Here is a 23,322-nt window from a genome sequence, read left to right as displayed (position 1 = left end):
ACAAAAAACGTGGGCTATGATAAAGAATTAAGGCTATTGTCTTGATAAAGAATTGTCACAAAAATGAAATATAGTTTATTGATGAGTAAAGATTAATCATCAGACCTGAATAATTTTTAATGCGTGATCTGGACGTTAATATTAAAGTGTTAACGTGTTGGCACTTTATTCGAGAACGTTAATTTTATGACTACTCAAGAAAAACAGAAAAAATTAAGTTTGAGGCCTTTATCTCCAAGAGATCCAAAACAGCCGCATAGAGCAGCGACTCCCCTTGAACTATTGTTCGATTTAATTTTTGTGGTTGCGATTGCCACAGCGGGTCAGCAGTTACATCATGCGATTATTGAAAATCATCTCTGGCATGCTCTGCCAAGCTACCTGATGGTATTTTTTGCACTGTGGTGGGCGTGGATGAATTTTTCATGGTTCGCTTCAGCTTACGATAATGATGACGCATTGTATCGGTGCCTTACCTTTGTACAGATTGTGGGTTCATTGGTCATGGCCGCAGGTATTCCTGATGTATTTCGTAGTCAGGACTTTGACATCATTATTGTAGGTTATGTGATTATGCGCTTGGCTTTAGTCACCCAGTGGCTTCGCGCAGCAAAACATGATCCTGAACGGCGAGTTACGGCTTACCGCTATGCGATCGGTATAGTCTTAGTACAAATTGGTTGGCTTGTAGCTAACTTTGCTCATGTCCTTTCTATACCTCTATTTTTATGTCTGGTTGTGTTCGAGTTATTTGTTCCTATCTATGCGGAAAAACATTCGCCTACACCGTGGCATCCTCATCATATTGTAGAGCGCTATGCTCTCCTCACTATTATTGTTTTAGGCGAATCAATCGTAGGGAGTTTTAATGCCATACGTGATGCGCTTGCGGCTCAATCTATCAATATTCCAGCCGTTTTCTTAATGATTGGTGGATTGATGCTCATGTTCGCAATGTGGTGGGCTTACTTTGATCGTAGTGAACAACATCATCATTTTAAAGGTGTGCGTCCATTTGTATGGGGTTATGGCCATTATTTTGTCTTTGTGAGTATTGCTGCCGTAGGTGCTGCGCTTGCCGCCGCCGTGGATGTCACGACCCATCATGCACATATCTCTGATTTATATATGGGCGTAATTGTCGCAGTGAGTGTGGTGCTTTATACCACTTGTATATGGATGTTATACGAGTTTGAATGTTTAGCTGGAATTTCTAAATGGTTTTATCCTATTACTGCACTCATTATTTTATGTATTCCATTTATTTGTAATAACGTGGGGTATAGCGTGTTTGCGATGGGTATTGTTTATACGTTACGTTTATTCATCTCGAATAAATTTATAGAAGATATAGAGCCAAAGCAGGTTTAAAAACCATTAAACTAAAAAAACGGGTTTCAAACTGAAACCCGTTTTTTTATTAAATCATCTAGAGAGAAAGTTAAGCAGCTTTTGCTTTTAATGCGTTTATAAGTTTTTGATGTAAGCCACCAAAGCCGCCATTAGACATAATCACAACAGCATCGCCCTCACCTGCTTCATTAACAATACGGTTAATAATTTCATCAAGTGAACGGCTGACTTGAGCGCGGTTTGAAGCAGCTTCAATCACTGGTTGCAAATCCCAGTCTAAACCTTCTGGCTGATACCAGATAACGTCGTCTGCTAAGCGTGCTGAATGTGCCAAGCCATCTTTATGGCTACCCATGCGCATGGTATTTGAACGCGGTTCAATAATGGCCCATAAACGACGTTCGCCTAAACGTTTACGTGCGCCATCCAAAGTCGTATCAATTGCTGTTGGATGGTGAGCGAAGTCATCATAAACCTCAATACCATTCACTGTACCGAGTAACTCCATACGGCGTTTCACACCGCCAAAGTTAGATAAAGCGTCACAAGCCTTTTCAAGCGAAACACCCACATGTTGAGCGGCTGCAATGGTTGCCAAAGCATTTGCTACGCTGTGTTGCCCTGTCATGCTCCATTTCACTTCGCCAATGGCATGACCATTTTCGAGTACTTTAAAATGGCTGCCATCAATTGAAATTAATTTGGCAGACAAAGCAGCTTTTTCATTCGCTTCTAAACTTGTACGAATCACTGGCGTCCAGCAACCCATTTCAAGTACTTCATCAATATGAGTTTCAGTAATTGGCGCAATAATACGGCCTTCACTTGGAATGGTACGCACAAGATGATGGAACTGTTTTTGAATTGCTGCTAGGTCATCAAAAATATCGGCATGGTCAAATTCAAGGTTATTTAAAATCGCCGTTTTTGGATGATAATGAACAAACTTAGAACGTTTATCGAAGAAAGCTGAGTCATATTCGTCGGCTTCAACGCAGAAGTATTTGCCACCGCCTAAACGAGCACTTTCACTAAAACCAAGTGGCACACCACCAATTAAAAAGCCTGGGTTTAAACCAGCCTGATCAAGTACCCAAGCCAACATGGTTGTTGTGGTTGTTTTTCCATGAGTACCCGCCACCCCAAGGACATGTTTGCCTTGTAAAACGTGGTCAGCAAGGAACTGTGGACCAGAAATATATGGCAGGCCTTCATTGAGCATGTATTCGACGGCATCAATACCACGTTTCATAGCGTTGCCGACAATGACCAAATCTGGATGAGGCTGTAAATGACTACGGTCATAGCCTTGCATGAGTTCAATACCTGCATTTTCTAACTGGGTAGACATTGGCGGGTAAACGTTTGAATCGGAACCTGTTACCTTATGTCCTAAATCACGAGCTAAAAGTGCTAAAGAGCCCATAAAAGTGCCACAAATACCCAAGATATGCAGATGCATTGCTCGCCTTCTCCACTGCTTTTGTACACAGTATTAATGTGAATTACTGTGTTTTCATTATTGATAAATTTGCCAGCAACGATAGCAAGGCTCAACTGGAAAAGATAGTCAAAATTCGTTGTTGTTCTATGTGTTTGAGGCACTCATAAAAGTACAGCTTTATTTTTTAGATTTAAGCTGAATTATAGTTTTATCTTTTATAATGTTTTTGATCCATATTAATACTTAAATCATCGTGACGATGAAGGATGTGCCTTTGAGCCCAACGGTTTTAGCTTTTGTGCTATTAATTATTTCGAACTGTTTTATGACACTTGCATGGTATGGGCATCTTAAGTTTTTGCACCATGCTCCATTCTGGCAAGCGATTTTATTCGGTTGGATTATTGCCCTACTGGAATATAGTTTTATGATTCCAGCAACTCGAATCTTGAGTGATCAAAACTGGACTTTGGGTGAAATGAAAATTACCCAAGAAGTGGTTACCCTCATTGTATTTGTACCATTTATGGTGTTGCTGTTTAAGCAGCCGTTTAAATTAGACTATGTTTGGGCCATGTTATGCTTGTTTGGTTGTGTCTATTTTGTATTTAGAAGCCAGTAAAATTATTTGAAATTGGGTTTTCAGACAGATCGTTGTTAAATCCATCGGATTCACGCTTTTTCCTCATAAACTTGGGCTTTGGGGTGAGTGAAAAAACAGCTATAATATTGGCCTCATCTTTTTCTCTCATGCTTGGCTTGGTACAAGTCGAGTTTTTACCATTTTTACGCTTTGGAAATGCCAATGAACGCGGTCGCAACAGATACCCAACCTTTAGTCGGAATTATCATGGGTTCCCAGTCCGATTGGGCAACGCTTGAACATACTGCCAATATGCTTAAACAGCTTGGTGTCCCATTTGAAGCGGAAGTGGTATCTGCTCACCGTACGCCAGACCGTTTATTTGAATACGCAGAAACTGCGCGTGATCGCGGTATTCAAGTGATTATTGCAGGCGCTGGTGGCGCTGCGCATTTACCGGGTATGTGTGCGGCAAAAACTGACTTACCTGTGTTGGGTGTACCAGTTAAATCATCAATTTTAAATGGTGTAGATTCATTACTTTCAATCGTACAAATGCCAGCAGGTATCGCAGTCGGTACTTTGGCAATTGGCCCAGCTGGTGCGACTAATGCTGCGATTATGGCTGCTCAAATCTTAGGTTTAACTCGTCCTGAAATCGCAAAAAATGTTGCAGATTTCCGTGCTGCGCAAACTGATAAAGTTGCAAGCAACAATATTCCGGGACAGGTTTAAGAGGCTGAAATGGATAAAACTATCGGTATTTTTGGTGGTGGGCAATTGGGCCGTATGATGGCGCAAGCAGCGTTACCATTAAATATTCAATGTACTTTTTTTGAAGCAAATACAGATTGTCCAGCAGGTGTTTTAGGCCAAGTTTTTTCTAGCCAAGATGAACAAGGTTTAAAGCAGTTTATTGAAAGTGCTGATGTTTTCAGTCTTGAGTTTGAAAATACGCCGGTTGCGGACGTAGATGTTTTAACACAAACCAAAACATTGCACCCTCCCCGTATTGCTTTAGCAACTGCACAAAATCGTTTGTCAGAAAAAGCATTATTTGATGAACTTGCGATTCCTGTTGCGCCGTATCGTGCTGTAGACAGCCTAGAAAGCTTAAAAAAAGCTGTTGCTGAGCTTGGTTTACCAATTGTGCTCAAGACAGCAACTGGTGGATATGACGGCAAAGGTCAGTTTGTACTTCGTTCAGAAGACCAAATTGATACAGCTTGGGCAGAGCTTGGTCCTGCAAAAAGCTTAGTTGCTGAAAGCTTTGTGAAGTTTTCTCGCGAAGTTTCGATTATTGCAGTACGTGGTCAAAATGGTGAAGTGAAGACTTGGCCATTGGCTGAAAACCACCATCACAACGGTATTTTGTCGCACTCAATCGTTCCTGCACCGAATAGTGAAGCTCTACAACCTGTTGCTCAAGACTACATTACACGTTTGTTAAATCATCTCAACTATGTAGGTGTGCTAACTCTCGAGCTATTTGTGACAGAACAAGGCCTATGCGCGAATGAGATGGCACCACGTGTTCATAATTCAGGTCACTGGTCAATTGAAGGTGCTGTATGTTCACAGTTTGAAAACCATATTCGAGCTGTTGCAGGCTTACCATTAGGTTCAACAGACGTTGTTCGACCAACGGTCATGATCAATATTATTGGTCAGCATCCTAAAACTGAAGATGTTTTAGCACTAAATGGCGCTCATCTGCACCTTTATAACAAATCAGAACGTGCTGGCCGTAAGTTAGGCCACATTACCTTAATGCCTGTGGATAGTAATGAATTGACGAATTTATGCCGTCAATTAGCGAAAATTTTGCCAGAACCACTCGCATTAACAGCTGATATGACCATTTAATTCAGTTAAAATTTGCAAAAAAGCGATCTTCGGATCGCTTTTTTTATCTTTTAAATTTAAAAAAATTAAAAAATCTAATATTGTCTTGCTGTGGATAACTTCTATTGAGCTTTTGAATTTAAATAAAGGTTGTAATTTTGAATTTAAAAATAGAATAACTTGTTTTTGGTGGTTTTGAATTTAAAATAAGTTATCCCCAATACCTAAAGTTTGAATTTAAATCGGGTCTCTAGCTTATGTGCGTTTTGAATTTAAAAAGATGCATGTTATCTGAGTGGTATTTTGAATTCAAAACTATATCTAACTTTTAAATTTAAAACATGTATCCATGAGTGGTGAGGGGCTTGTAGCGTATAAAGATGATGAAAGATATATAGAATATAGGGGTTTCGGCAGTTTTCGTGTGTGGTTTTATAAGTTATCCACAATTGGTTTGTGATTTGAATATTTAAATTTAAACTGATGTTTTGAATTTAAAGTATGGGTGCGATTTTTGAATTTAAAAATAATTAATCTGATGTTGGAAGTTTTAAATTTAAAACTGGATGCAAAATTTGAATTTAAAACTCTGGAAATGAATTTAAAGAAGGAATTATGAATTCAAATTTACGATTTCTCTCTGAAAATTTTGAGTCCATAATGGTATGGTAAAGACAAATTTAAATTTAAAAATTGAACTAGGATAATATGCGACGTTTTTCTTGTATTGTTGGGTCTATATTTTTGACAATGACTCAGGCTCAAGCAGAGCTGATAATTAATGGTTCTACTTCTACAATATCTAGTAATGCAACAGTTCCTGTAACGAATAGCAATACTTACACGCCTAATAATAATTTTCAGAGTTGTTTGGCAAATTTACGTTCGCAAGCGATTGCTGCGGGTGTTTCGGGTAGCACGTATGACCGTTATACACAAAATTTAACGCCGGACTACTCAGTAATTGATAAGTTAAATTATCAGCCAGAGTTTTCGACACCAATTTGGGACTATTTATCTGGTCTTGTAGATGAAGAACGTGTTGAGCTTGGGAAACAAAAATTAGCGCAATATCGTGATGTTTTAAATCGTGCCTCTCAAGTTTATGGCGTACCGCCTGAAACAATTGTGGCAGTGTGGGGCGTTGAAAGTAATTTTGGCGATATTTCTGGAAAATATCCTTTATTGCAGGCACTTGGAACATTAAGTTGTGAAGGGCGCCGGCAAAGTTATTTCCGGACAGAATTTTTTGCCACTATGCGTATTTTGCAACGCGGTGATTTAACCGAAGATCAACTTAAAGGTTCATGGGCTGGCGCTTTTGGACATACACAGTTTATGCCATCAACTTATGAACGCTTAGCTGTTGATTTTGATGGTGATGGTCGTCGTGATTTAGTATCTAGCACAGCAGATGCATTGGCATCTACGGCTAATTTCTTGAATAAAGCTGGATGGCAAACTGGTATGCCTTGGGGCTTTGAAGTCAAAATTCCATCAGGTATGTCAATTGATGGAGAAGGGCGTCGCTCTAAAAAGCCATTGAGTAGCTGGAGTTCACGTGGGGTAACCCGAATTGATGGTACACCATTAATTCAAGGTGCATTATCTGGTAGCACACCAGCTGGGTTAATGGCGCCTGCAGGAGCAAGTGGTCCAATCTTTTTAGTATTTAAAAATTTTGATGCTATTTATAGCTATAACGCAGCAGAAAGTTATGGACTTGCAATTGCACATTTATCTGATCGTTTAAAAGGTGGGAAACCATTCGTTGCTTCTTGGCCAACAGATGACCCTGGTACTTCTCGCGCAGAGCGTCGTGAGATTCAGCAATTTTTGATTAATCGTGGTTATGATATTGGTGCTGTTGATGGACTGATTGGAGATAAAACCCGTGTTGCTATACGTCAGGAGCAAACCCGTTTAGGTTTAAATCCAACAGGACGGGCAGGGCAACAAATTTTACGTGCATTCCGCCAAGAACAAGCACGAAAAATGATGCAATAAAATATTAAATAAAAAAGGTCTGCATATGCAGACCTTTTTTATTGGACAGCTAAACTATAGATTGATCTAGCTTTACTGCTTCCAATATATCAAAAATAACTGAGGTAACATCTTGGCTTAAATCGCGGTCATTAAAGATTTCATAAGCAGTAATTGTGACATCAGTATCACTTGGTAGCTGCTTTTGTTCTTCTTCAATTAGGTGCTCGATAGGCAATAATGTCTGCTTAACTTCCAGATGTAAAATATCTTTATATCCAATATTTTCATCTTCAAGCTCAATTTCTTGCTCATTGAAGTAAGGTAATAAAATAGAATGAAGATAAGGTTTAAGTTCAATAATATCAAATAGTTCGATATCTCGAGTTTGCTCAATCGTACTAATGTGATCATTTACTTCAATCAGGATATGATAATAACTCATCTTGATCTCCATTCTATTTTAGACGGCTCTTACAACCACAATAACATGACTTTGACATGAATTTCGATGTATCTATTTATAAAATAGATACATCGTTATGTCTCATAACTAATTATTGAGGTAAAGCGTTTAATAGATCACGATCAGCATCAGTTAAAACATTACTTTTTTTATCGCTGTCTTTGCGAACTGAGTACATTAGGGCACCCGGTTGATCGCTATGTTTTAAGCCTAGTGCATGGCCTAATTCATGAGCAATCGTTAAACGTAAATCATCAATTGAGCTATACTCATAAATTGTGATTTGTTTACCGTTATAAATCCCTTTCTTAAATACATCAGCTTGGGCATTTTGCTTAAACTGATTTAAAGATTGATTGAACTGATCGTTAATCTGATTAAAGTGATTAACCTTTTTGTTTAAATCTGCAGCTTGCTGATTATAAGCGGCAATATCTTTCTTCAAAGAAACAGTTTGCTTCTGTAAATCTTTCTGAGTCTTCGCAAGAGATTTTGCTGTGTATTCAGGTGCTAATTTACCTTCGTTAAACTGCATCATTTGTTGATCAAAATTTTTCAACTTCTCATTTAAGATCTGTTTTTTGTTTTCAAGATCAGATTGAGTTTGACTTAAATTTTGCTTCAACTGCTTAATTTGCTGCTGTTCATCAATTACACGTTGTTGATCTTGCTTAAACTGAGCAGAAATTTTTTGACGCTCTGCTGAACGATTTTGGCTATCATCGTATACAAGACGAATTTCTAACTTTGCATTTGGGTCATAAGTAAAGTAATTTTTACCTGTACCTTCTTTCCAGATATCAGCAGCTTGCTGAGTAATCTGAATCAATTGATCTTGACTTAAACCAAAACGAGGATCAACTTCAGCAATTCTATATGTTAAATGTTGAGCATTTTTTTGCTGAACTTGAGTGTTTGCAGGAGTTGCAAGATGAGCATTGGCCTGAAAATTAGAAAAAGCAAAAGCCAAGCCTAATAACAAAGATGTTAAGCGCATAGTCGTCAGGGGGGAGATTTTAAAAAAAACGTATTATAAGAAGATAAAATGAAAAATCAATCAAAAAATATACAATTTCGATAAATAAATGAGACTTTGGTCTCATTATTTTTTACCATTTGCCAAATTATTTGTTAGTAAAATTTGAACAGTTTTTATTTTATTTAGTTTATTTAATCAGTTAGTTTTAATGATTTTTGTCATTTGAACTATAAGTTGAACTCAGTAAATCTAAATCTGAATGTGTTAATTTGAAGTTATGAATATCTTGTTCCTTTAAACGAGGGTACATCAAAGATTTAGGGTCAGTAGTGTGTTTTAGTCCCAATGCATGTCCAAATTCATGGGCAAGTGTTAAACGCAAATCATCAAATGAATTAAAGCCATAAATCTGAATTTGATTTTGACTAAATAAGCCTTTATGAAAAGTCTCAGGACGATCAGTTGTGCTTAAATTAAATTCCTTGATAGCTTGATTAAGCATGTTTTGATGTTGATTTATTTGCTTAATTTGCGCATTAAGAGTTTCTATTTTATTACTATGATGAGAAAATTTTGTTTTTAAATCTAATGATAATCTGGTTAGCTCAGCTTGACGTTTAATTAAATCAGCTTGATTAAATTTCCCAACATTTCCTTGGTTAAAGATAGTTACATCCTTTTGATATTGTTCAAATCTATTATTAAGCTGGACTTTGGCTTCATTCAAAAGAGTAGTTTCCTCCTCTATTTGTTGTTTAGATAAAAGAACAGCTTTATTTTTCTCCCGCCATTCTTCCTGCTGCTGTAATAACTTATTTATATTAATTTTTCTTTCATTTTGAGCAGTTTGATAATCATCAAATACTAAATTAATTGTAAGCTCTGCTTGTGAGTCATAAATAAAATAAGTTTTTCCAGTTTCTTTCTGCCAAATTTCAGCAGCTTCTTTGCCAATTTGAACAAACTGTTCCTTGGTAATATGAAAGCGTGGATCTATATAATCAATCTTGTATTTTAGAGGTTGATTAAAAGAAATAGTTGATAAAGGGCTTTGAGCTAAAGCAACTGTGTGTAAGCTCATACTTAAGTAAAAGCTCATTCCCCACCATAGAAATTTTTTCATGGCAAAAATAAAAATATAAATAAATTCTTATTGTTAGTAAGTAATTTAGATTCGTCAAAGTGATAAAGGAGACCAAAGAAGGCGATCATTTTGTGATCTTGCTAAAGAAACGGAATGAATAAATCTATTTATTTGGCATTAATGTAAAAATAAATGGATTTAATAACAGTGATTCTAATTCTTTAAATTTTTTATAAATAATAAATAGTTAATTTTTATAATTGACCTTTTTGACTAAAAAATAGCAAATAAATATAAAAATAATAATTGTTATTTTTTGTAAATAATAAAAAAACCGCGCTTTCGCGCGGTCTTTTTAAAGAGACAAATTATTTTTTGTCATCTTTTACTTCTGTAAATTCAGCATCTACAACGCCATCATCAGCTTTTTGTTGACCAGCATCACCGCCTTGGAATGCATTAGGATCAAAACCTTCAGCACCACCAGCTTGTTGTGCTTGTTCATAAGCACGTTGAGTGATCGGCATCAAAATGTTTTGTAAAGCTTCAGTTTTCGCTTTAATCGCGTCAACGTCATTTTCTTTAGTTGCTGCTTCAAGTTCAGAAACTGCTGTGCTTACCGCTGTTTTTTCATCTTCAGTCACTTTGTCACCAAGATCTTTAACAGCTTTGTTCGAGCTTGAAATTAATGCATCAGCTTCGTTACGAGCTTTTGCAAGTTCTTCAAACTTACGGTCTTCTTCAGCATTCGCTTCAGCATCTTTAATCATTGCTTCGATTTCAGCATCAGACAAACCTGAGTTTGCTTTAATCTGAATCGATTGCTCTTTACCAGTGCTCTTATCTTTCGCAGATACTTTCAAGATACCGTCAGCGTTGATGTCAAACGATACTTCAATTTGCGGCACACCACGTGGAGCAGGTGGGATATCGCCTAATTGGAAGTTACCCAACAATTTGTTTTGTTGAGCCATCTTACGTTCACCTTGGTAAACTGAAATATCTACAGCTGGTTGGTTGTCAGCAGCAGTAGAGAACACTTGTGATTTCTTCGCAGGAATCGTAGTGTTTTTCTCAATGATTGGTGTTAATACACCGCCCATTGTTTCAATACCTAAAGTTAATGGTGTTACGTCAAGAAGTAATACGTCATTCTTGTCACCAGATAATACAGCACCTTGAATTGCAGCACCGATAGCAACTGCTTCGTCAGGGTTCACGTCTTTACGTGGCTCTTTACCGAAGAATTCTTGTACTTTTTGTTGTACAAGCGGCATACGAGACTGACCACCAACCAAGATTACGTCAGAGATGTCAGAAGTCGAAAGACCAGCATCTTTAAGTGCAATCTTACAAGGTTCAATCGTACGAGCAACTAAATCAGCAACTAAACCTTCAAGTTTTGCACGTGTTACGTTGATCACTAAGTGTTTAGGACCAGAAGCATCAGCAGTGATGTATGGAAGGTTGATTTCAGTTGCATTTGATGAAGAAAGCTCGATTTTTGCTTTTTCAGCAGCTTCTTTCAAACGTTGTAACGCAAGTGGATCATTTTTCAAGTTCACACTTTGTTCTTTCTTGAATTCTTCAACCAAGTATTCAATTAATGCGTTATCAAAGTCTTCACCACCAAGGAAAGTATCACCATTAGTTGATAACACTTCAATTTGCTGGTCGCCATCAAGATCCGCGATTTCAATGATAGATACGTCGAATGTACCACCACCTAAGTCGTAAACTGCAACTTTACGGTCGCCTTCTTTTTTATCCATACCGAACGCAAGTGCAGCAGCAGTTGGTTCGTTAATGATACGTTTAACATCTAAACCAGCGATTTTACCCGCATCTTTAGTTGCTTGACGTTGAGCATCGTTAAAGTAAGCAGGAACGGTAATTACCGCTTCAGTTACTGTTTCACCTAAGTAATCTTCTGCTGTTTTCTTCATCTTTTTCAAGATTTCTGCAGAGATTTGTTGAGGTGCTAATTTTTTATCGTTTACTTCAACCCAAGCATCACCATTATCTGCTTTGATGATTTTATACGGTACAAGACCGATGTCTTTTTGTACTGCTTGATCTTCATAACGACGACCAATTAAACGCTTGATCGCGAATAATGTATTTTTAGGGTTTGTTACTGCCTGACGTTTAGCACTTTGGCCAATTAAGATCTCGCCATCTTTATAAGCAATGATCGATGGAGTTGTACGTGCGCCTTCAGCGTTTTCGATTACTTTTACTTTATCGCCTTCAAGTACAGCAACACATGAGTTGGTAGTACCTAAGTCAATACCAATAATTTTCGCCATTTGGTGTGTTCCTCTAAAATTCTGTTGCAATGTTTTTGCTTGTTATTCGATATGAGAGTCAATCGGTTTTTTTCAAGCATTTTTATGAAAAAAAATCAAAAAACTCTCAAATTTTGTGCTTTTAGCGAAGCGATGCTTCGCTTTTGCTCATTTTATTGACCAACCATAACCATAGCAGGGCGCAACAAGCGACCATTTAAGGTATAGCCTTTTTGTAAAACGGTGCCGATTTCATTGGCTTTGGCATTTGGATCAATACCAACAGCTTGGTGTAAATCTGCATTGAAACCATTTTGAGTATCAGCTTCTACAACACCAAATTTCTCAAGAGTCGTTAACAGTGACTTTAAGGTTAACTTAACACCTTCAAGTACAGGTGTTTCTTCACCACCAGCTGCCTGAATTGCACGTTCTAAATTGTCGACAGAGTCCAACAATTCTTTGGCAAATTTTTCAAGTACAGTCTCTTTATGTTTCTCAGACTCACGTTGAATACGCTCTACGCTTTTTTGTGCTTCGTAAACTGCATTAGCAGTACGAGCTTTTTCAAGCTTAAGATTTTCTTCTAGTTTGGTGATTTGCGCTTGTAAAGATTCAACGGTAACGTCGTTTGCTTGCTCTACACTTTCAGCCTGAGTTTGCTCGTTAGATTGCTCAGCTTGCTCATTTTGAATGTCTTGAGCTTGCTCATTTTGCTCATTAGCCATTGATGATCTCCGTTTAAATGGGTTTTTAAACATGTACAGTCCTTTTTGGCATCAGTATTTACTGCGTAAAACCTGAACTGCCATGCATATGCTGTAATTCATTAATAGGGATGAAGTATGGGCATTGCCTAAAAATTCAAGCGTACACGGCAATTTAAAGCTTTAATTTTGCGGTTTTAAGTAAAAATCCAGCTTTTCAATCATAAAAGCTATAAATTCTTGAGTAATTCGAGGTAAATGCTGTCTAGAAGCATACACGACCGACAAACTTAACTCAGGGGCCGTAAAGTTTTTAAATAAAGGAGTTAGACGTTTTTCTTTTAAATCCTTCTCCACTAATAAAGTAGGTAACATTGCGACTCCCTGTGCGTGTAAGCACATATCGTAAAGCGCATTCACATCATTACTTTTAAAAGTGACATTTAAAGGATAGTTCTGAGGCTGTTGTTCATTATCAAAAAGTGTCCAGTATTGATGTTGGCTGTGATGAGCAATACATTCATGTTGAATAAGTTGACGAGGATGGAGCAGGGGACTGTGCTGTTTCAAATAATCAGGATGAGCACAGAACACAGACTCGATTTGACAAACGGGTCGTGCAATTAAACCATCGGCCACCTTTTGAGTGATACGTAACGCCAAGTCTACTTGTGCATCAATAAGATCCATGGTGTTTTCAGTTAAGTAAACATCAAAATCAATATGTGGATGCTGACGTTTAAACTGTCGAATACATTCTGCTACCCCTAGTTCAAACAAAAATAAACCGCACGTAAAACGAATTGTTCCATTATGCTGCTCAGGTGCAGCGAGTTCTTGTAAGAGTAACTGCTGTTGTAAAATATTTTCACAGTAGAGTAGAGCTTTCTCACCTGCTGGAGTAAGAGATATTTTTCGGGTATTTCTTTGGAAAAGTCGAGTTGAGAACGTATGCTCAAGGTGTTCAAGATAACGCGAAACCATGGCACGAGAATAATTAAGATGCTCGGCTGCTTTGGTCAAATTGCCATGTTGTGCAATAGAAACAAAGACCTGAATCGCTTTTAAAGTATCCATATGTCTAGCTATTATTACAATATATGCAACAGTTTATCTTAAATTAGTGCGTTTATCTTACATAAATTGCAATTTAAAGTATTCTTCATGAAACAGGAGAATACCTAATGAAATTATTTAAATTAACCGCTTCCGCACTTGCTACTGCTACAGCATTAACCATGGCTCAGTCAGCTTTTGCTCAAGAACTGAAAATTCAGAGTTTTCTTGCTAAACCAGAACACTTCGGTGTGACTTCAACCTTAATAGAAGGAGATAAGGAAGTTTTATTGGTTAATGCACAATTTTCAAAATCTGAAGCATTGCGCCTTGCCGCAAATATTCTCGATAGCGGTAAAACATTAAAAACTATTTTTGTAAGCTATGGTGACCCGGACTATTATTTCGGCTTAGACGTATTTAAACAGTATTTCCCGAATGTACAGATCATTGCTACGCCGGAAACAGTAAAGCATATTCAGGATACTCAAGCGCTTAAAGTTAAATATTGGGGGCCACAAATGGGTGCAAATGCACCTAGCCAAATTATTGTGCCTCAAGCTTACACTGCTAAAACTTTAAAACTTGAGAATGAATCAATCGAGATTAAAGGTAAAAAAGAGCTTACTTATTTATGGGTTCCTTCTGCAAAAGCAGTCGTGGGTGGTATTCCGGTATCTTCAGGCATTCATTTATGGATGGCCGATACCCCTAAAACCAAAGATCGTGTGGAAGTCATTCAATCTTTAGAAAGCATTAAAGCCCTTCAACCTAAAATTGTTGTACCTGCTCATATGGTAGAAGGCGCACCACAAGGCCTAGATGCTGTTAACTTTTCAATTAATTATTTAAATAGCTATGAAAAAGTAGCTAAAGCAACTAAAAATGCTACTGAGTTGAGCAAACTCATGCAAAAGCAATATCCAACACTTCAAAGCGTGGATAGCTTAGAGTTAGGGGCTAAGGTCGTAAAAGGTGAAATGCAGTGGCCATAATTTAATATTTAAGCCGTATTCACTTTTAAAAGAGCCGTGATCATTCGCGGCTTTTTTTATAAAAAACCACTTTTAAGGGCCAAAAAGCTCTGTAACAATCTACGTACCTTATATAGCGTTTCTATGAATGGAAAAATTTTAAATATAACGGCCAAGCAGAATGAAAAGAAAAAATTGATAAAATTAAACAAATGTTTATCTATGGTTTAATTTATAAATTAGGTTGGTCATATAAAAAAATTGAATTTAATAAAAAATTGCAGAATTTGTACTTCTATTACTACAAAAGACAACCAATGATACGCACGTCAGAAAAAAAAATTGTGAATTATAGGCAGCGCGAAGATGAACTTTGCATTTAAACGTTTGTCGTAATGAAAGGAAAGCAATCATGAAAAAATTAGGTCTTATCTCTGTAGTACTTGCTGGTGTTGCTCTTACAGCTGTTGGTTGTGCATCAGAAGCTGGTTTAAACGCTTCTGGTTCTGCTCAAACAAGTGCTAGCCCATCTGGCGTACATGCTGGTGCTGGTATCGACGCAGGTGTTTCTGGTCAAGCACAACCTGGTCAAGTAGACGCTGGTGCTTCTGGTTCAGTTTCAGGTTCTGCAACTGCTCAGTAATACACTGCTAAAAATAAGAGATATGAGTTTATAGAACATATATGTTCATGATGCCGATACATATATGAAATGAGCTGCTACTCATTTTTCTATAAATTAGAGAGAATTTATATTCCTCAAAAAAGCCCCAGAAGACTTATCTCTTTGGGGCTTTTTATATCTTAGTGAGCTTAATCGTCGTGACGATAATCCCGGCGATCATGATCTCGATTTTCTACCCGTTTTTTATCCCAATCACGGTGCCTTTTTTCCCATTCACGACGATTTTTTTCTTGTTCACGAATGTCTTTACGTTGTTGTTCATATACTCGTTGACGCTCTTCCCAACGTTTTCGTTCCCAATCATTATATCGACGTTGATCATCACGATCATAGCGACGATCATGATCATGGTAACCATATCCGCCACCACGATAATAAGGATCATCTGGATAAGCAACACAGCCTACAGTTAAAAGACTGGTTGCTAACATAGTAACAACTAGTTTTGCTGACATAGCAGTCCCTCTTTTTGTCTGTTAACAATAATTGGCAAAAAAGTCCTGTTTTAATCGACAGATTTGTTAATGACATTTGCTATAAATCAGATTAGCGTAGATTGGTTTTTACCTTTGTATCTTGATTGCATGAGTTGTATGCGAATATAGTCAAACAACAAAGAATTCTGTAGAAAATATGAAGGATAAGAGGGATTCAAGGAGACAGGCATGACAGCATTTAATCAAAAAATTCAAACATTGCTAGATAAGGGACAAGGCCCTGCTGCTCGAGCACTTGATAGGTTACCCCGACTAGCCCAAGAGTCTCTCGCTAAAATTTTAGGATATTCTTATCAATACCCAGATCTCGATTCATTTACGAAATGCATGATGGCTGTGCAAATCAAACAGGGAAGAGTGGGTTTCATTGGCTCTGATCCGATTCAATCAAGAAGAATGTTTGATGCACAAATGCAGGCCATACGTCAAAAACCAACTTATATTGAATTAGTAGAAGATATTCGTCTTCCACTACAAAGCGGCACAATCTTTGCCAGACATTATCATCCGGCTAATAATAAGAAACTGCCATTAATCGTGTTTTATCACGGGGGTGGTTTTGTTGTAGGTGGTTTAGATACTCATGATGAAGTTTGTCGTTTATTAGCAAAATATGCAAAAGTACAGGTCCTCAGTATCGACTATCCTCTTGCTCCGGAAGTTTCACCACAACATTTAATTCAGTCATGTGAAGATGCATTAGCATGGGTTTATCAAAATCGCAGACAATTAAAAATATTAAAAAATAGAATTGCGGTTGCAGGGGACAGTGCAGGAGGAAATATTAGTACTGTTGTAGCGCAAAGATCAGTAAATAAAGCTTATGCACCGCAAGCACAATTACTTATCTATCCAACAGTAGATTTTAAAAGCAGACATCCTTCTTTTTATGCCTATAACGAAGGATTGGTTTTAACAAATACCGATATTGATTACGTCACACAATATTATGCAACTCAGCATAATGTAGAACTTGATGATCCAATTATTTCACCCACCTATGGCAACCTAAAGAAAAATCCACCAGCTTTTGTGATTACAGCTGGACACGATGTCTTACATGATGAAGCGAAAATATATAGTCATAAATTAAGACAAAATGGCGTAAAAATGTATTACGAAGAGTTTCCGGAACAGACTCATGGTTTTATTAACCTGACTCCAATTTCTAGAAAAGCCAAACGTCATACTATCGAAATTAGTAAAAACTTCAGAAAATTTTGGGATAAAAATAGTTAAGTAAATTCAATAATCCATGTTTCACGTGGAACATGGATTAAATAAACAAATAGACTTAAAAATTCTTAATAAATAGTCACTAGAATTCTTCGCTGTAGGCGATTAGATTTAATAATTATCTTTTTATAAAGCTTATTGTAGGAAAATATGAAAAAGTTATTGATGTTGTTTTGTCTAGGTCTAAGTAGTCACTCAGTATGGGCTAACAGCTTAGTTGAGATGCAAACAAATTTAGGCAACATCGAAATAGAGTTGTATGACGATAAAGCACCGATTAGTGTGAATAACTTTAAAAGCTATATAAAGTCTGGTTTTTATAAAGAGACAATCTTTCATCGTGTGATCCCAGGTTTCATGGCACAAGGGGGTGGCATGACTGCAAATATGCAGGAAAAGACAACACGAGCACCTATTAAGAACGAAGCAGGAAATGGTATTGCAAATACACGTGGTACTTTAGCGATGGCTCGTACATCAGATCCAGATTCAGCTACTAGCCAATTTTTTATAAACGTCGCAGATAATAAATTTCTTAACCGTTCACCGGGAAATCCGGGATATGCCGTTTTTGGTAAAGTCGTAAAAGGAATGGATGTAGTAGACCGTATTGTTCAGGTTCCTACATCAAACTATGGCATGCATCAAAACGTACCAAAACAGCCTATAAAGATTGTAGATATAAAGATCAAAACAACGGGAAAATAAATTAAATATATAAATCAATAATTTAAATTATTTTTTAAATTTATCTGACTGAAAAAGAACCGGTCGAGCATGGATATTTATAAAAGTGCTTGCGTACCGGTTTTTTTTCCCTATAATGCACTCATCCCGACGCGATACACAAGAATATCTTAGCTTACAGGGTTAAGATAAAAGCTTAGTATTGTGTTGGATCTGTCTCTGACGAGGAGCAGAAAAATCATTAAGAGAATTGAAGAACAACTTGTGTGGATTTTTACTGATTGATTAATCGAAATAATTTTCATTGATTGATTGGTTTAAATTACTCGAAGTTTATTTGAGCGAAATTTAAGTCAGTAATTGATGAGCCAGAATTGGCACCTTGTCTATAAATAAGGTGCAAAATGATTTTAACTGAAGAGTTTGATCATGGCTCAGATTGAACGCTGGCGGCAGGCTTAACACATGCAAGTCGAGCGGGGGAAGGTAGCTTGCTACTGGACCTAGCGGCGGACGGGTGAGTAATGCTTAGGAATCTGCCTATTAGTGGGGGACAACATCTCGAAAGGGATGCTAATACCGCATACGTCCTACGGGAGAAAGCAGGGGATCTTCGGACCTTGCGCTAATAGATGAGCCTAAGTCGGATTAGCTAGTTGGTGGGGTAAAGGCCTACCAAGGCGACGATCTGTAGCGGGTCTGAGAGGATGATCCGCCACACTGGGACTGAGACACGGCCCAGACTCCTACGGGAGGCAGCAGTGGGGAATATTGGACAATGGGCGCAAGCCTGATCCAGCCATGCCGCGTGTGTGAAGAAGGCCTTATGGTTGTAAAGCACTTTAAGCGAGGAGGAGGCTACTTTAGATAATACCTAGAGATAGTGGACGTTACTCGCAGAATAAGCACCGGCTAACTCTGTGCCAGCAGCCGCGGTAATACAGAGGGTGCAAGCGTTAATCGGATTTACTGGGCGTAAAGCGCGCGTAGGCGGCTAATTAAGTCAAATGTGAAATCCCCGAGCTTAACTTGGGAATTGCATTCGATACTGGTTAGCTAGAGTGTGGGAGAGGATGGTAGAATTCCAGGTGTAGCGGTGAAATGCGTAGAGATCTGGAGGAATACCGATGGCGAAGGCAGCCATCTGGCCTAACACTGACGCTGAGGTGCGAAAGCATGGGGAGCAAACAGGATTAGATACCCTGGTAGTCCATGCCGTAAACGATGTCTACTAGCCGTTGGGGCCTTTGAGGCTTTAGTGGCGCAGCTAACGCGATAAGTAGACCGCCTGGGGAGTACGGTCGCAAGACTAAAACTCAAATGAATTGACGGGGGCCCGCACAAGCGGTGGAGCATGTGGTTTAATTCGATGCAACGCGAAGAACCTTACCTGGCCTTGACATAGTAAGAACTTTCCAGAGATGGATTGGTGCCTTCGGGAACTTACATACAGGTGCTGCATGGCTGTCGTCAGCTCGTGTCGTGAGATGTTGGGTTAAGTCCCGCAACGAGCGCAACCCTTTTCCTTATTTGCCAGCGAGTAATGTCGGGAACTTTAAGGATACTGCCAGTGACAAACTGGAGGAAGGCGGGGACGACGTCAAGTCATCATGGCCCTTACGGCCAGGGCTACACACGTGCTACAATGGTCGGTACAAAGGGTTGCTACACAGCGATGTGATGCTAATCTCAAAAAGCCGATCGTAGTCCGGATTGGAGTCTGCAACTCGACTCCATGAAGTCGGAATCGCTAGTAATCGCGGATCAGAATGCCGCGGTGAATACGTTCCCGGGCCTTGTACACACCGCCCGTCACACCATGGGAGTTTGTTGCACCAGAAGTAGCTAGCCTAACTGCAAAGAGGGCGGTTACCACGGTGTGGCCGATGACTGGGGTGAAGTCGTAACAAGGTAGCCGTAGGGGAACCTGCGGCTGGATCACCTCCTTAACGAAAGATTGACGATTGGTAAGAATCCACAACAAGTTGTTCTTCATAGATGTATCTGAGGGTCTGTAGCTCAGTTGGTTAGAGCACACGCTTGATAAGCGTGGGGTCACAAGTTCAAGTCTTGTCAGACCCACCATGACTTTGACTGGTTAAAGTTATAGATAAAAGATACATGACTGATGATGTAAGCTGGGGACTTAGCTTAGTTGGTAGAGCGCCTGCTTTGCACGCAGGAGGTCAGGAGTTCGACTCTCCTAGTCTCCACCAGAACTTAAGATAAGTTCGGATTACAGAAATTAGTAAATAGAGATTTCGGTCTTGGTTTATTAACTTCTGTGATTTAAGTATCACGGTATTAAGCATGACCTGACGAAGGCGTGTTTATTCATTAACAGATTGGCAAAATTGAGTCTGAAATAAATTGTTCACTCAAGAGTTTAGATTAAGCAATTAATCTGAATGAATTGAGAACTAGCAAATTAACTGAATCAAGCGTTTTGGTATATGAATTTAGATTGAAGCTGTACAGTGTTTAAATACACAGTGCTCTAAACTGAAATGTTGAAGTTACTAACTTGTAGGTAACGTCGACTGTTTGGGGTTGTATAGTCAAGTAATTAAGTGCATGTGGTGGATGCCTTGGCAGTCAGAGGCGATGAAAGACGTGATAGCCTGCGAAAAGCTCCGGGGAGGCGGCAAATATCCTTTGATCCGGAGATGTCTGAATGGGGGAACCCACCTACTTTAAGGTAGGTATTGCAACATGAATACATAGTGTTGCAAGGCGAACGAGGGGAAGTGAAACATCTCAGTACCCTTAGGAAAAGAAATCAATTGAGATTCCCTCAGTAGCGGCGAGCGAACGGGGATCAGCCCATTAAGTTATGTGTGTTTTAGTGGAACGCTCTGGGAAGTGCGAACGTAGAGGGTGATATTCCCGTACACGAAAGGGCACACATAATGATGACGAGTAGGGCGAGGCACGTGAAACCTTGTCTGAATATGGGGGGACCATCCTCCAAGGCTAAATACTCCTGACTGACCGATAGTGAACCAGTACCGTGAGGGAAAGGCGAAAAGAACCCCTGTGAGGGGAGTGAAATAGATCCTGAAACCGCATGCATACAAGCAGTGGGAGCACCTTCGTGGTGTGACTGCGTACCTTTTGTATAATGGGTCAGCGACTTATATTCAGTAGCGAGGTTAACCGTATAGGGGAGCCGTAGAGAAATCGAGTCTTAATAGGGCGTTTAGTTGCTGGGTATAGACCCGAAACCAGGCGATCTATCCATGAGCAGGTTGAAGGTTGGGTAACACTAACTGGAGGACCGAACCCACTGTCGTTGAAAAGCCAGGGGATGACTTGTGGATAGGGGTGAAAGGCTAATCAAGCCTGGTGATAGCTGGTTCTCCCCGAAAGCTATTTAGGTAGCGCCTCGGACGAATACCATAGGGGGTAGAGCACTGTTTCGGCTAGGGGGTCATCCCGACTTACCAAACCGATGCAAACTCCGAATACCTATGAGTACTATCCGGGAGACAGACTGCGGGTGCTAACGTCCGTAGTCAAGAGGAAAACAATCCAGACCGCCAGCTAAGGCCCCAAAATCATAGTTAAGTGGGAAACGATGTGGGAAGGCATAGACAGCTAGGAGGTTGGCTTAGAAGCAGCCACCCTTTAAAGAAAGCGTAATAGCTCACTAGTCGAGTCGGCCTGCGCGGAAGATGTAACGGGGCTAAAACTATGTGCCGAAGCTGCGGATTTGACATTAGTCAAGTGGTAGGGGAGCGTTCTGTAAGCCGATGAAGGTGTATTGAGAAGTATGCTGGAGGTATCAGAAGTGCGAATGCTGACGTGAGTAACGACAAAACGGGTGAAAAACCCGTTCGCCGAAAGACCAAGGGTTCCAGTCCAACGTTAATCGGGGCTGGGTGAGTCGACCCCTAAGGCGAGGCCGAAAGGCGTAGTCGATGGGAAATTGGTTAATATTCCAATACTTCTGTGTAATGCGATGAGAGGACGGAGAAGGTTAAGTCAGCCTGGCGTTGGTTGTCCAGGTGGAAGGATGTAGGTATGTATCTTAGGCAAATCCGGGGTACTCTATACTGAGATCCGATAGCAAGCTGTACTTGTACAGCGAAGTGGCTGATACCATGCTTCCAGGAAAAGTCTCTAAGCTTCAGTTACACAGGAATCGTACCCGAAACCGACACAGGTGGTCAGGTCGAGTAGACCAAGGCGCTTGAGAGAACTCTGCTGAAGGAACTAGGCAAAATGGTACCGTAACTTCGGGAGAAGGTACGCTGTTGTTGGTGATGGAACTTGCTTCCTGAGCTGATGACAGCCGCAGAAACCAGGCCGCTGCAACTGTTTATTAAAAACATAGCACTCTGCAAACACGAAAGTGGACGTATAGGGTGTGATGCCTGCCCGGTGCTGGAAGGTTAATTGATGGGGTTAGCGTAAGCGAAGCTCTTGATCGAAGCCCCAGTAAACGGCGGCCGTAACTATAACGGTCCTAAGGTAGCGAAATTCCTTGTCGGGTAAGTTCCGACCTGCACGAATGGCATAATGATGGCGGCGCTGTCTCCAGCAGAGGCTCAGTGAAATCGAAATCGCTGTGAAGATGCAGTGTACCCGCGGCTAGACGGAAAGACCCCGTGAACCTTTACTGCAGCTTGACACTGAACTTTGACCTTACTTGTGTAGGATAGGTGGGAGGCTTTGAAGTTGGAACGCTAGTTCCAATGGAGCCGTCCTTGAAATACCACCCTGGTAATGTTGAGGTTCTAACTCTGTCCCGTTATCCGGGACGAGGACCGTGTCTGGTGGGTAGTTTGACTGGGGCGGTCTCCTCCTAAAGAGTAACGGAGGAGTACGAAGGTGCGCTCAGCGTGGTCGGAAATCACGCGTAGAGTATAAAGGCAAAAGCGCGCTTAACTGCGAGACCCACAAGTCGAGCAGGTACGAAAGTAGGTCTTAGTGATCCGGTGGTTCTGTATGGAAGGGCCATCGCTCAACGGATAAAAGGTACTCTGGGGATAACAGGCTGATACCGCCCAAGAGTTCATATCGACGGCGGTGTTTGGCACCTCGATGTCGGCTCATCTCATCCTGGGGCTGAAGCAGGTCCCAAGGGTATGGCTGTTCGCCATTTAAAGAGGTACGCGAGCTGGGTTTAGAACGTCGTGAGACAGTTCGGTCCCTATCTACCGTGGGCGCTGGAAATTTGAGAGGATCTGCTCCTAGTACGAGAGGACCAGAGTGGACGAACCTCTGGTGTACCGGTTGTGACGCCAGTCGCATCGCCGGGTAGCTATGTTCGGAAGGGATAACCGCTGAAAGCATCTAAGCGGGAAGCCTACCTCAAGATAAGATTTCCCTAGGAATTTATTCCTCTAAAGAGCCGTTCGAGACTAGGACGTTGATAGGTTGGATGTGGAAGCATAGTGATATGTGAAGCTGACCAATACTAATTGCTCGTGAGGCTTGACTATACAAC

At 39.9% G+C, this 23,322-nt stretch carries 14 protein-coding genes, 2 tRNA genes, 2 rRNA genes and 3 pseudogenes; 13 read left to right on the top strand and 8 right to left on the bottom strand.

The window, feature by feature from the left end; all coding sequences use genetic code 11:
• The first annotated feature begins 119 nt into the window (after positions 1–119).
• Positions 120–1,371 (top strand): annotated as a pseudogene (locus tag J576_RS16640) (low temperature requirement protein A).
• A 70-nt stretch (positions 1,372–1,441) separates the two neighbouring features.
• Here the strand turns inward: J576_RS16640 and mpl are convergent.
• Positions 1,442–2,815 carry a UDP-N-acetylmuramate:L-alanyl-gamma-D-glutamyl-meso-diaminopimelate ligase gene (mpl, locus tag J576_RS16635; protein ID WP_002051957.1) on the bottom strand — a complete coding sequence of 458 codons (1,374 nt, stop codon included), beginning with the start codon at positions 2,813–2,815 and terminating at the stop codon, positions 1,442–1,444.
• A 241-nt stretch (positions 2,816–3,056) separates the two neighbouring features.
• Here mpl and J576_RS16630 point away from each other — a divergent pair, with 241 nt between their 5' ends.
• The 4 genes from J576_RS16630 (at position 3,057) to J576_RS16615 (ending at position 7,232) form a co-directional block, all read left to right on the top strand.
• The gene (locus tag J576_RS16630) at positions 3,057–3,419 is read left to right on the top strand and encodes a DMT family protein (protein WP_004711246.1); all 363 of its coding nucleotides are present in this window, start codon (positions 3,057–3,059) and stop codon (positions 3,417–3,419) included.
• Between the two features lie 183 nt (positions 3,420–3,602).
• The gene (purE, locus tag J576_RS16625; protein WP_000994663.1) at positions 3,603–4,115 is read left to right on the top strand and encodes a 5-(carboxyamino)imidazole ribonucleotide mutase; all 513 of its coding nucleotides are present in this window, start codon (positions 3,603–3,605) and stop codon (positions 4,113–4,115) included.
• Positions 4,116–4,124: 9 nt separating this feature from the next.
• On the top strand, positions 4,125–5,246 hold the full coding sequence (locus J576_RS16620) for a 5-(carboxyamino)imidazole ribonucleotide synthase (protein ID WP_002051942.1): 1,122 nt from the start codon (positions 4,125–4,127) through the stop codon (positions 5,244–5,246).
• A 687-nt stretch (positions 5,247–5,933) separates the two neighbouring features.
• Positions 5,934–7,232, top strand: coding sequence for a lytic murein transglycosylase (locus tag J576_RS16615; protein WP_004711242.1), 1,299 nt, complete (start codon positions 5,934–5,936; stop codon positions 7,230–7,232).
• A 49-nt stretch (positions 7,233–7,281) separates the two neighbouring features.
• On the opposite strand, the gene J576_RS16610 is transcribed toward J576_RS16615, so the two are convergent.
• The 6 genes and pseudogenes from J576_RS16610 to J576_RS16585 form a co-directional block, all read right to left on the bottom strand.
• A complete protein-coding gene (locus tag J576_RS16610; RefSeq protein ID WP_081400989.1) occupies positions 7,282–7,668 on the bottom strand; it encodes a hypothetical protein in 387 nt (128 codons plus the stop codon).
• A 100-nt stretch (positions 7,669–7,768) separates the two neighbouring features.
• A pseudogene (locus tag J576_RS16605) lies at positions 7,769–8,780 on the bottom strand (M57 family metalloprotease).
• Positions 8,781–8,861: 81 nt separating this feature from the next.
• Positions 8,862–9,779: a matrixin family metalloprotease gene (locus J576_RS16600; RefSeq protein WP_025467935.1), complete on the bottom strand. Its 918-nt coding sequence runs from the start codon at positions 9,777–9,779 to the stop codon at positions 8,862–8,864.
• Between the two features lie 329 nt (positions 9,780–10,108).
• Positions 10,109–12,049, bottom strand: a complete 1,941-nt coding sequence (gene dnaK / locus J576_RS16595) for a molecular chaperone DnaK (RefSeq protein WP_002051967.1) — start codon at positions 12,047–12,049, stop codon at positions 10,109–10,111.
• A gap of 152 nt (positions 12,050–12,201) precedes the next feature.
• A complete protein-coding gene (grpE, locus tag J576_RS16590; protein WP_002051954.1) occupies positions 12,202–12,756 on the bottom strand; it encodes a nucleotide exchange factor GrpE in 555 nt (184 codons plus the stop codon).
• 128 nt (positions 12,757–12,884) lie between these two features.
• A pseudogene (locus tag J576_RS16585) lies at positions 12,885–13,812 on the bottom strand (LysR family transcriptional regulator).
• Between the two features lie 107 nt (positions 13,813–13,919).
• Here J576_RS16585 and J576_RS16580 point away from each other — a divergent pair.
• Both J576_RS16580 and J576_RS16575 read left to right on the top strand, forming a co-directional pair.
• A complete protein-coding gene (locus tag J576_RS16580; RefSeq protein ID WP_002051930.1) occupies positions 13,920–14,786 on the top strand; it encodes an MBL fold metallo-hydrolase in 867 nt (288 codons plus the stop codon).
• Between the two features lie 391 nt (positions 14,787–15,177).
• Positions 15,178–15,408 carry a hypothetical protein gene (locus tag J576_RS16575; protein WP_002051903.1) on the top strand — a complete coding sequence of 77 codons (231 nt, stop codon included), beginning with the start codon at positions 15,178–15,180 and terminating at the stop codon, positions 15,406–15,408.
• A 170-nt stretch (positions 15,409–15,578) separates the two neighbouring features.
• Here J576_RS16575 and J576_RS16570 read toward each other — a convergent pair whose 3' ends face one another.
• The gene (locus J576_RS16570) at positions 15,579–15,905 is read right to left on the bottom strand and encodes a hypothetical protein (protein ID WP_002051871.1); all 327 of its coding nucleotides are present in this window, start codon (positions 15,903–15,905) and stop codon (positions 15,579–15,581) included.
• A 210-nt stretch (positions 15,906–16,115) separates the two neighbouring features.
• On the opposite strand from J576_RS16570, the gene J576_RS16565 reads away from it, so the two are divergent.
• The 6 genes from J576_RS16565 (at position 16,116) to J576_RS16540 (ending at position 23,317) form a co-directional block, all read left to right on the top strand.
• Positions 16,116–17,186 carry an alpha/beta hydrolase gene (locus tag J576_RS16565; RefSeq protein WP_002051867.1) on the top strand — a complete coding sequence of 357 codons (1,071 nt, stop codon included), beginning with the start codon at positions 16,116–16,118 and terminating at the stop codon, positions 17,184–17,186.
• Positions 17,187–17,333: 147 nt separating this feature from the next.
• Positions 17,334–17,891 (top strand): peptidylprolyl isomerase, encoded by a 558-nt coding sequence (locus J576_RS16560; protein WP_002051931.1) that lies wholly within the window; start codon positions 17,334–17,336, stop codon positions 17,889–17,891.
• A gap of 390 nt (positions 17,892–18,281) precedes the next feature.
• A 16S ribosomal RNA gene (locus J576_RS16555) occupies positions 18,282–19,819 on the top strand.
• 59 nt (positions 19,820–19,878) lie between these two features.
• A tRNA-Ile gene (locus J576_RS16550) sits at positions 19,879–19,955 on the top strand.
• A gap of 55 nt (positions 19,956–20,010) precedes the next feature.
• Positions 20,011–20,086, top strand: a tRNA-Ala gene (locus J576_RS16545).
• Between the two features lie 340 nt (positions 20,087–20,426).
• Positions 20,427–23,317 (top strand): 23S ribosomal RNA (locus tag J576_RS16540).
• The 16S and 23S rRNA genes sit together here with 2 tRNA genes alongside, the layout of an rRNA operon.
• The last annotated feature ends 5 nt before the right edge of the window (positions 23,318–23,322 follow it).

The sequence above is a fragment of the Acinetobacter sp. 766875 genome (assembly GCF_000582055.1).
In the GTDB taxonomy this organism is placed as follows: Bacteria; Pseudomonadota; Gammaproteobacteria; order Pseudomonadales; family Moraxellaceae; genus Acinetobacter; species Acinetobacter nosocomialis.
This window is presented reverse-complemented; position numbering and strand designations above follow the sequence as displayed.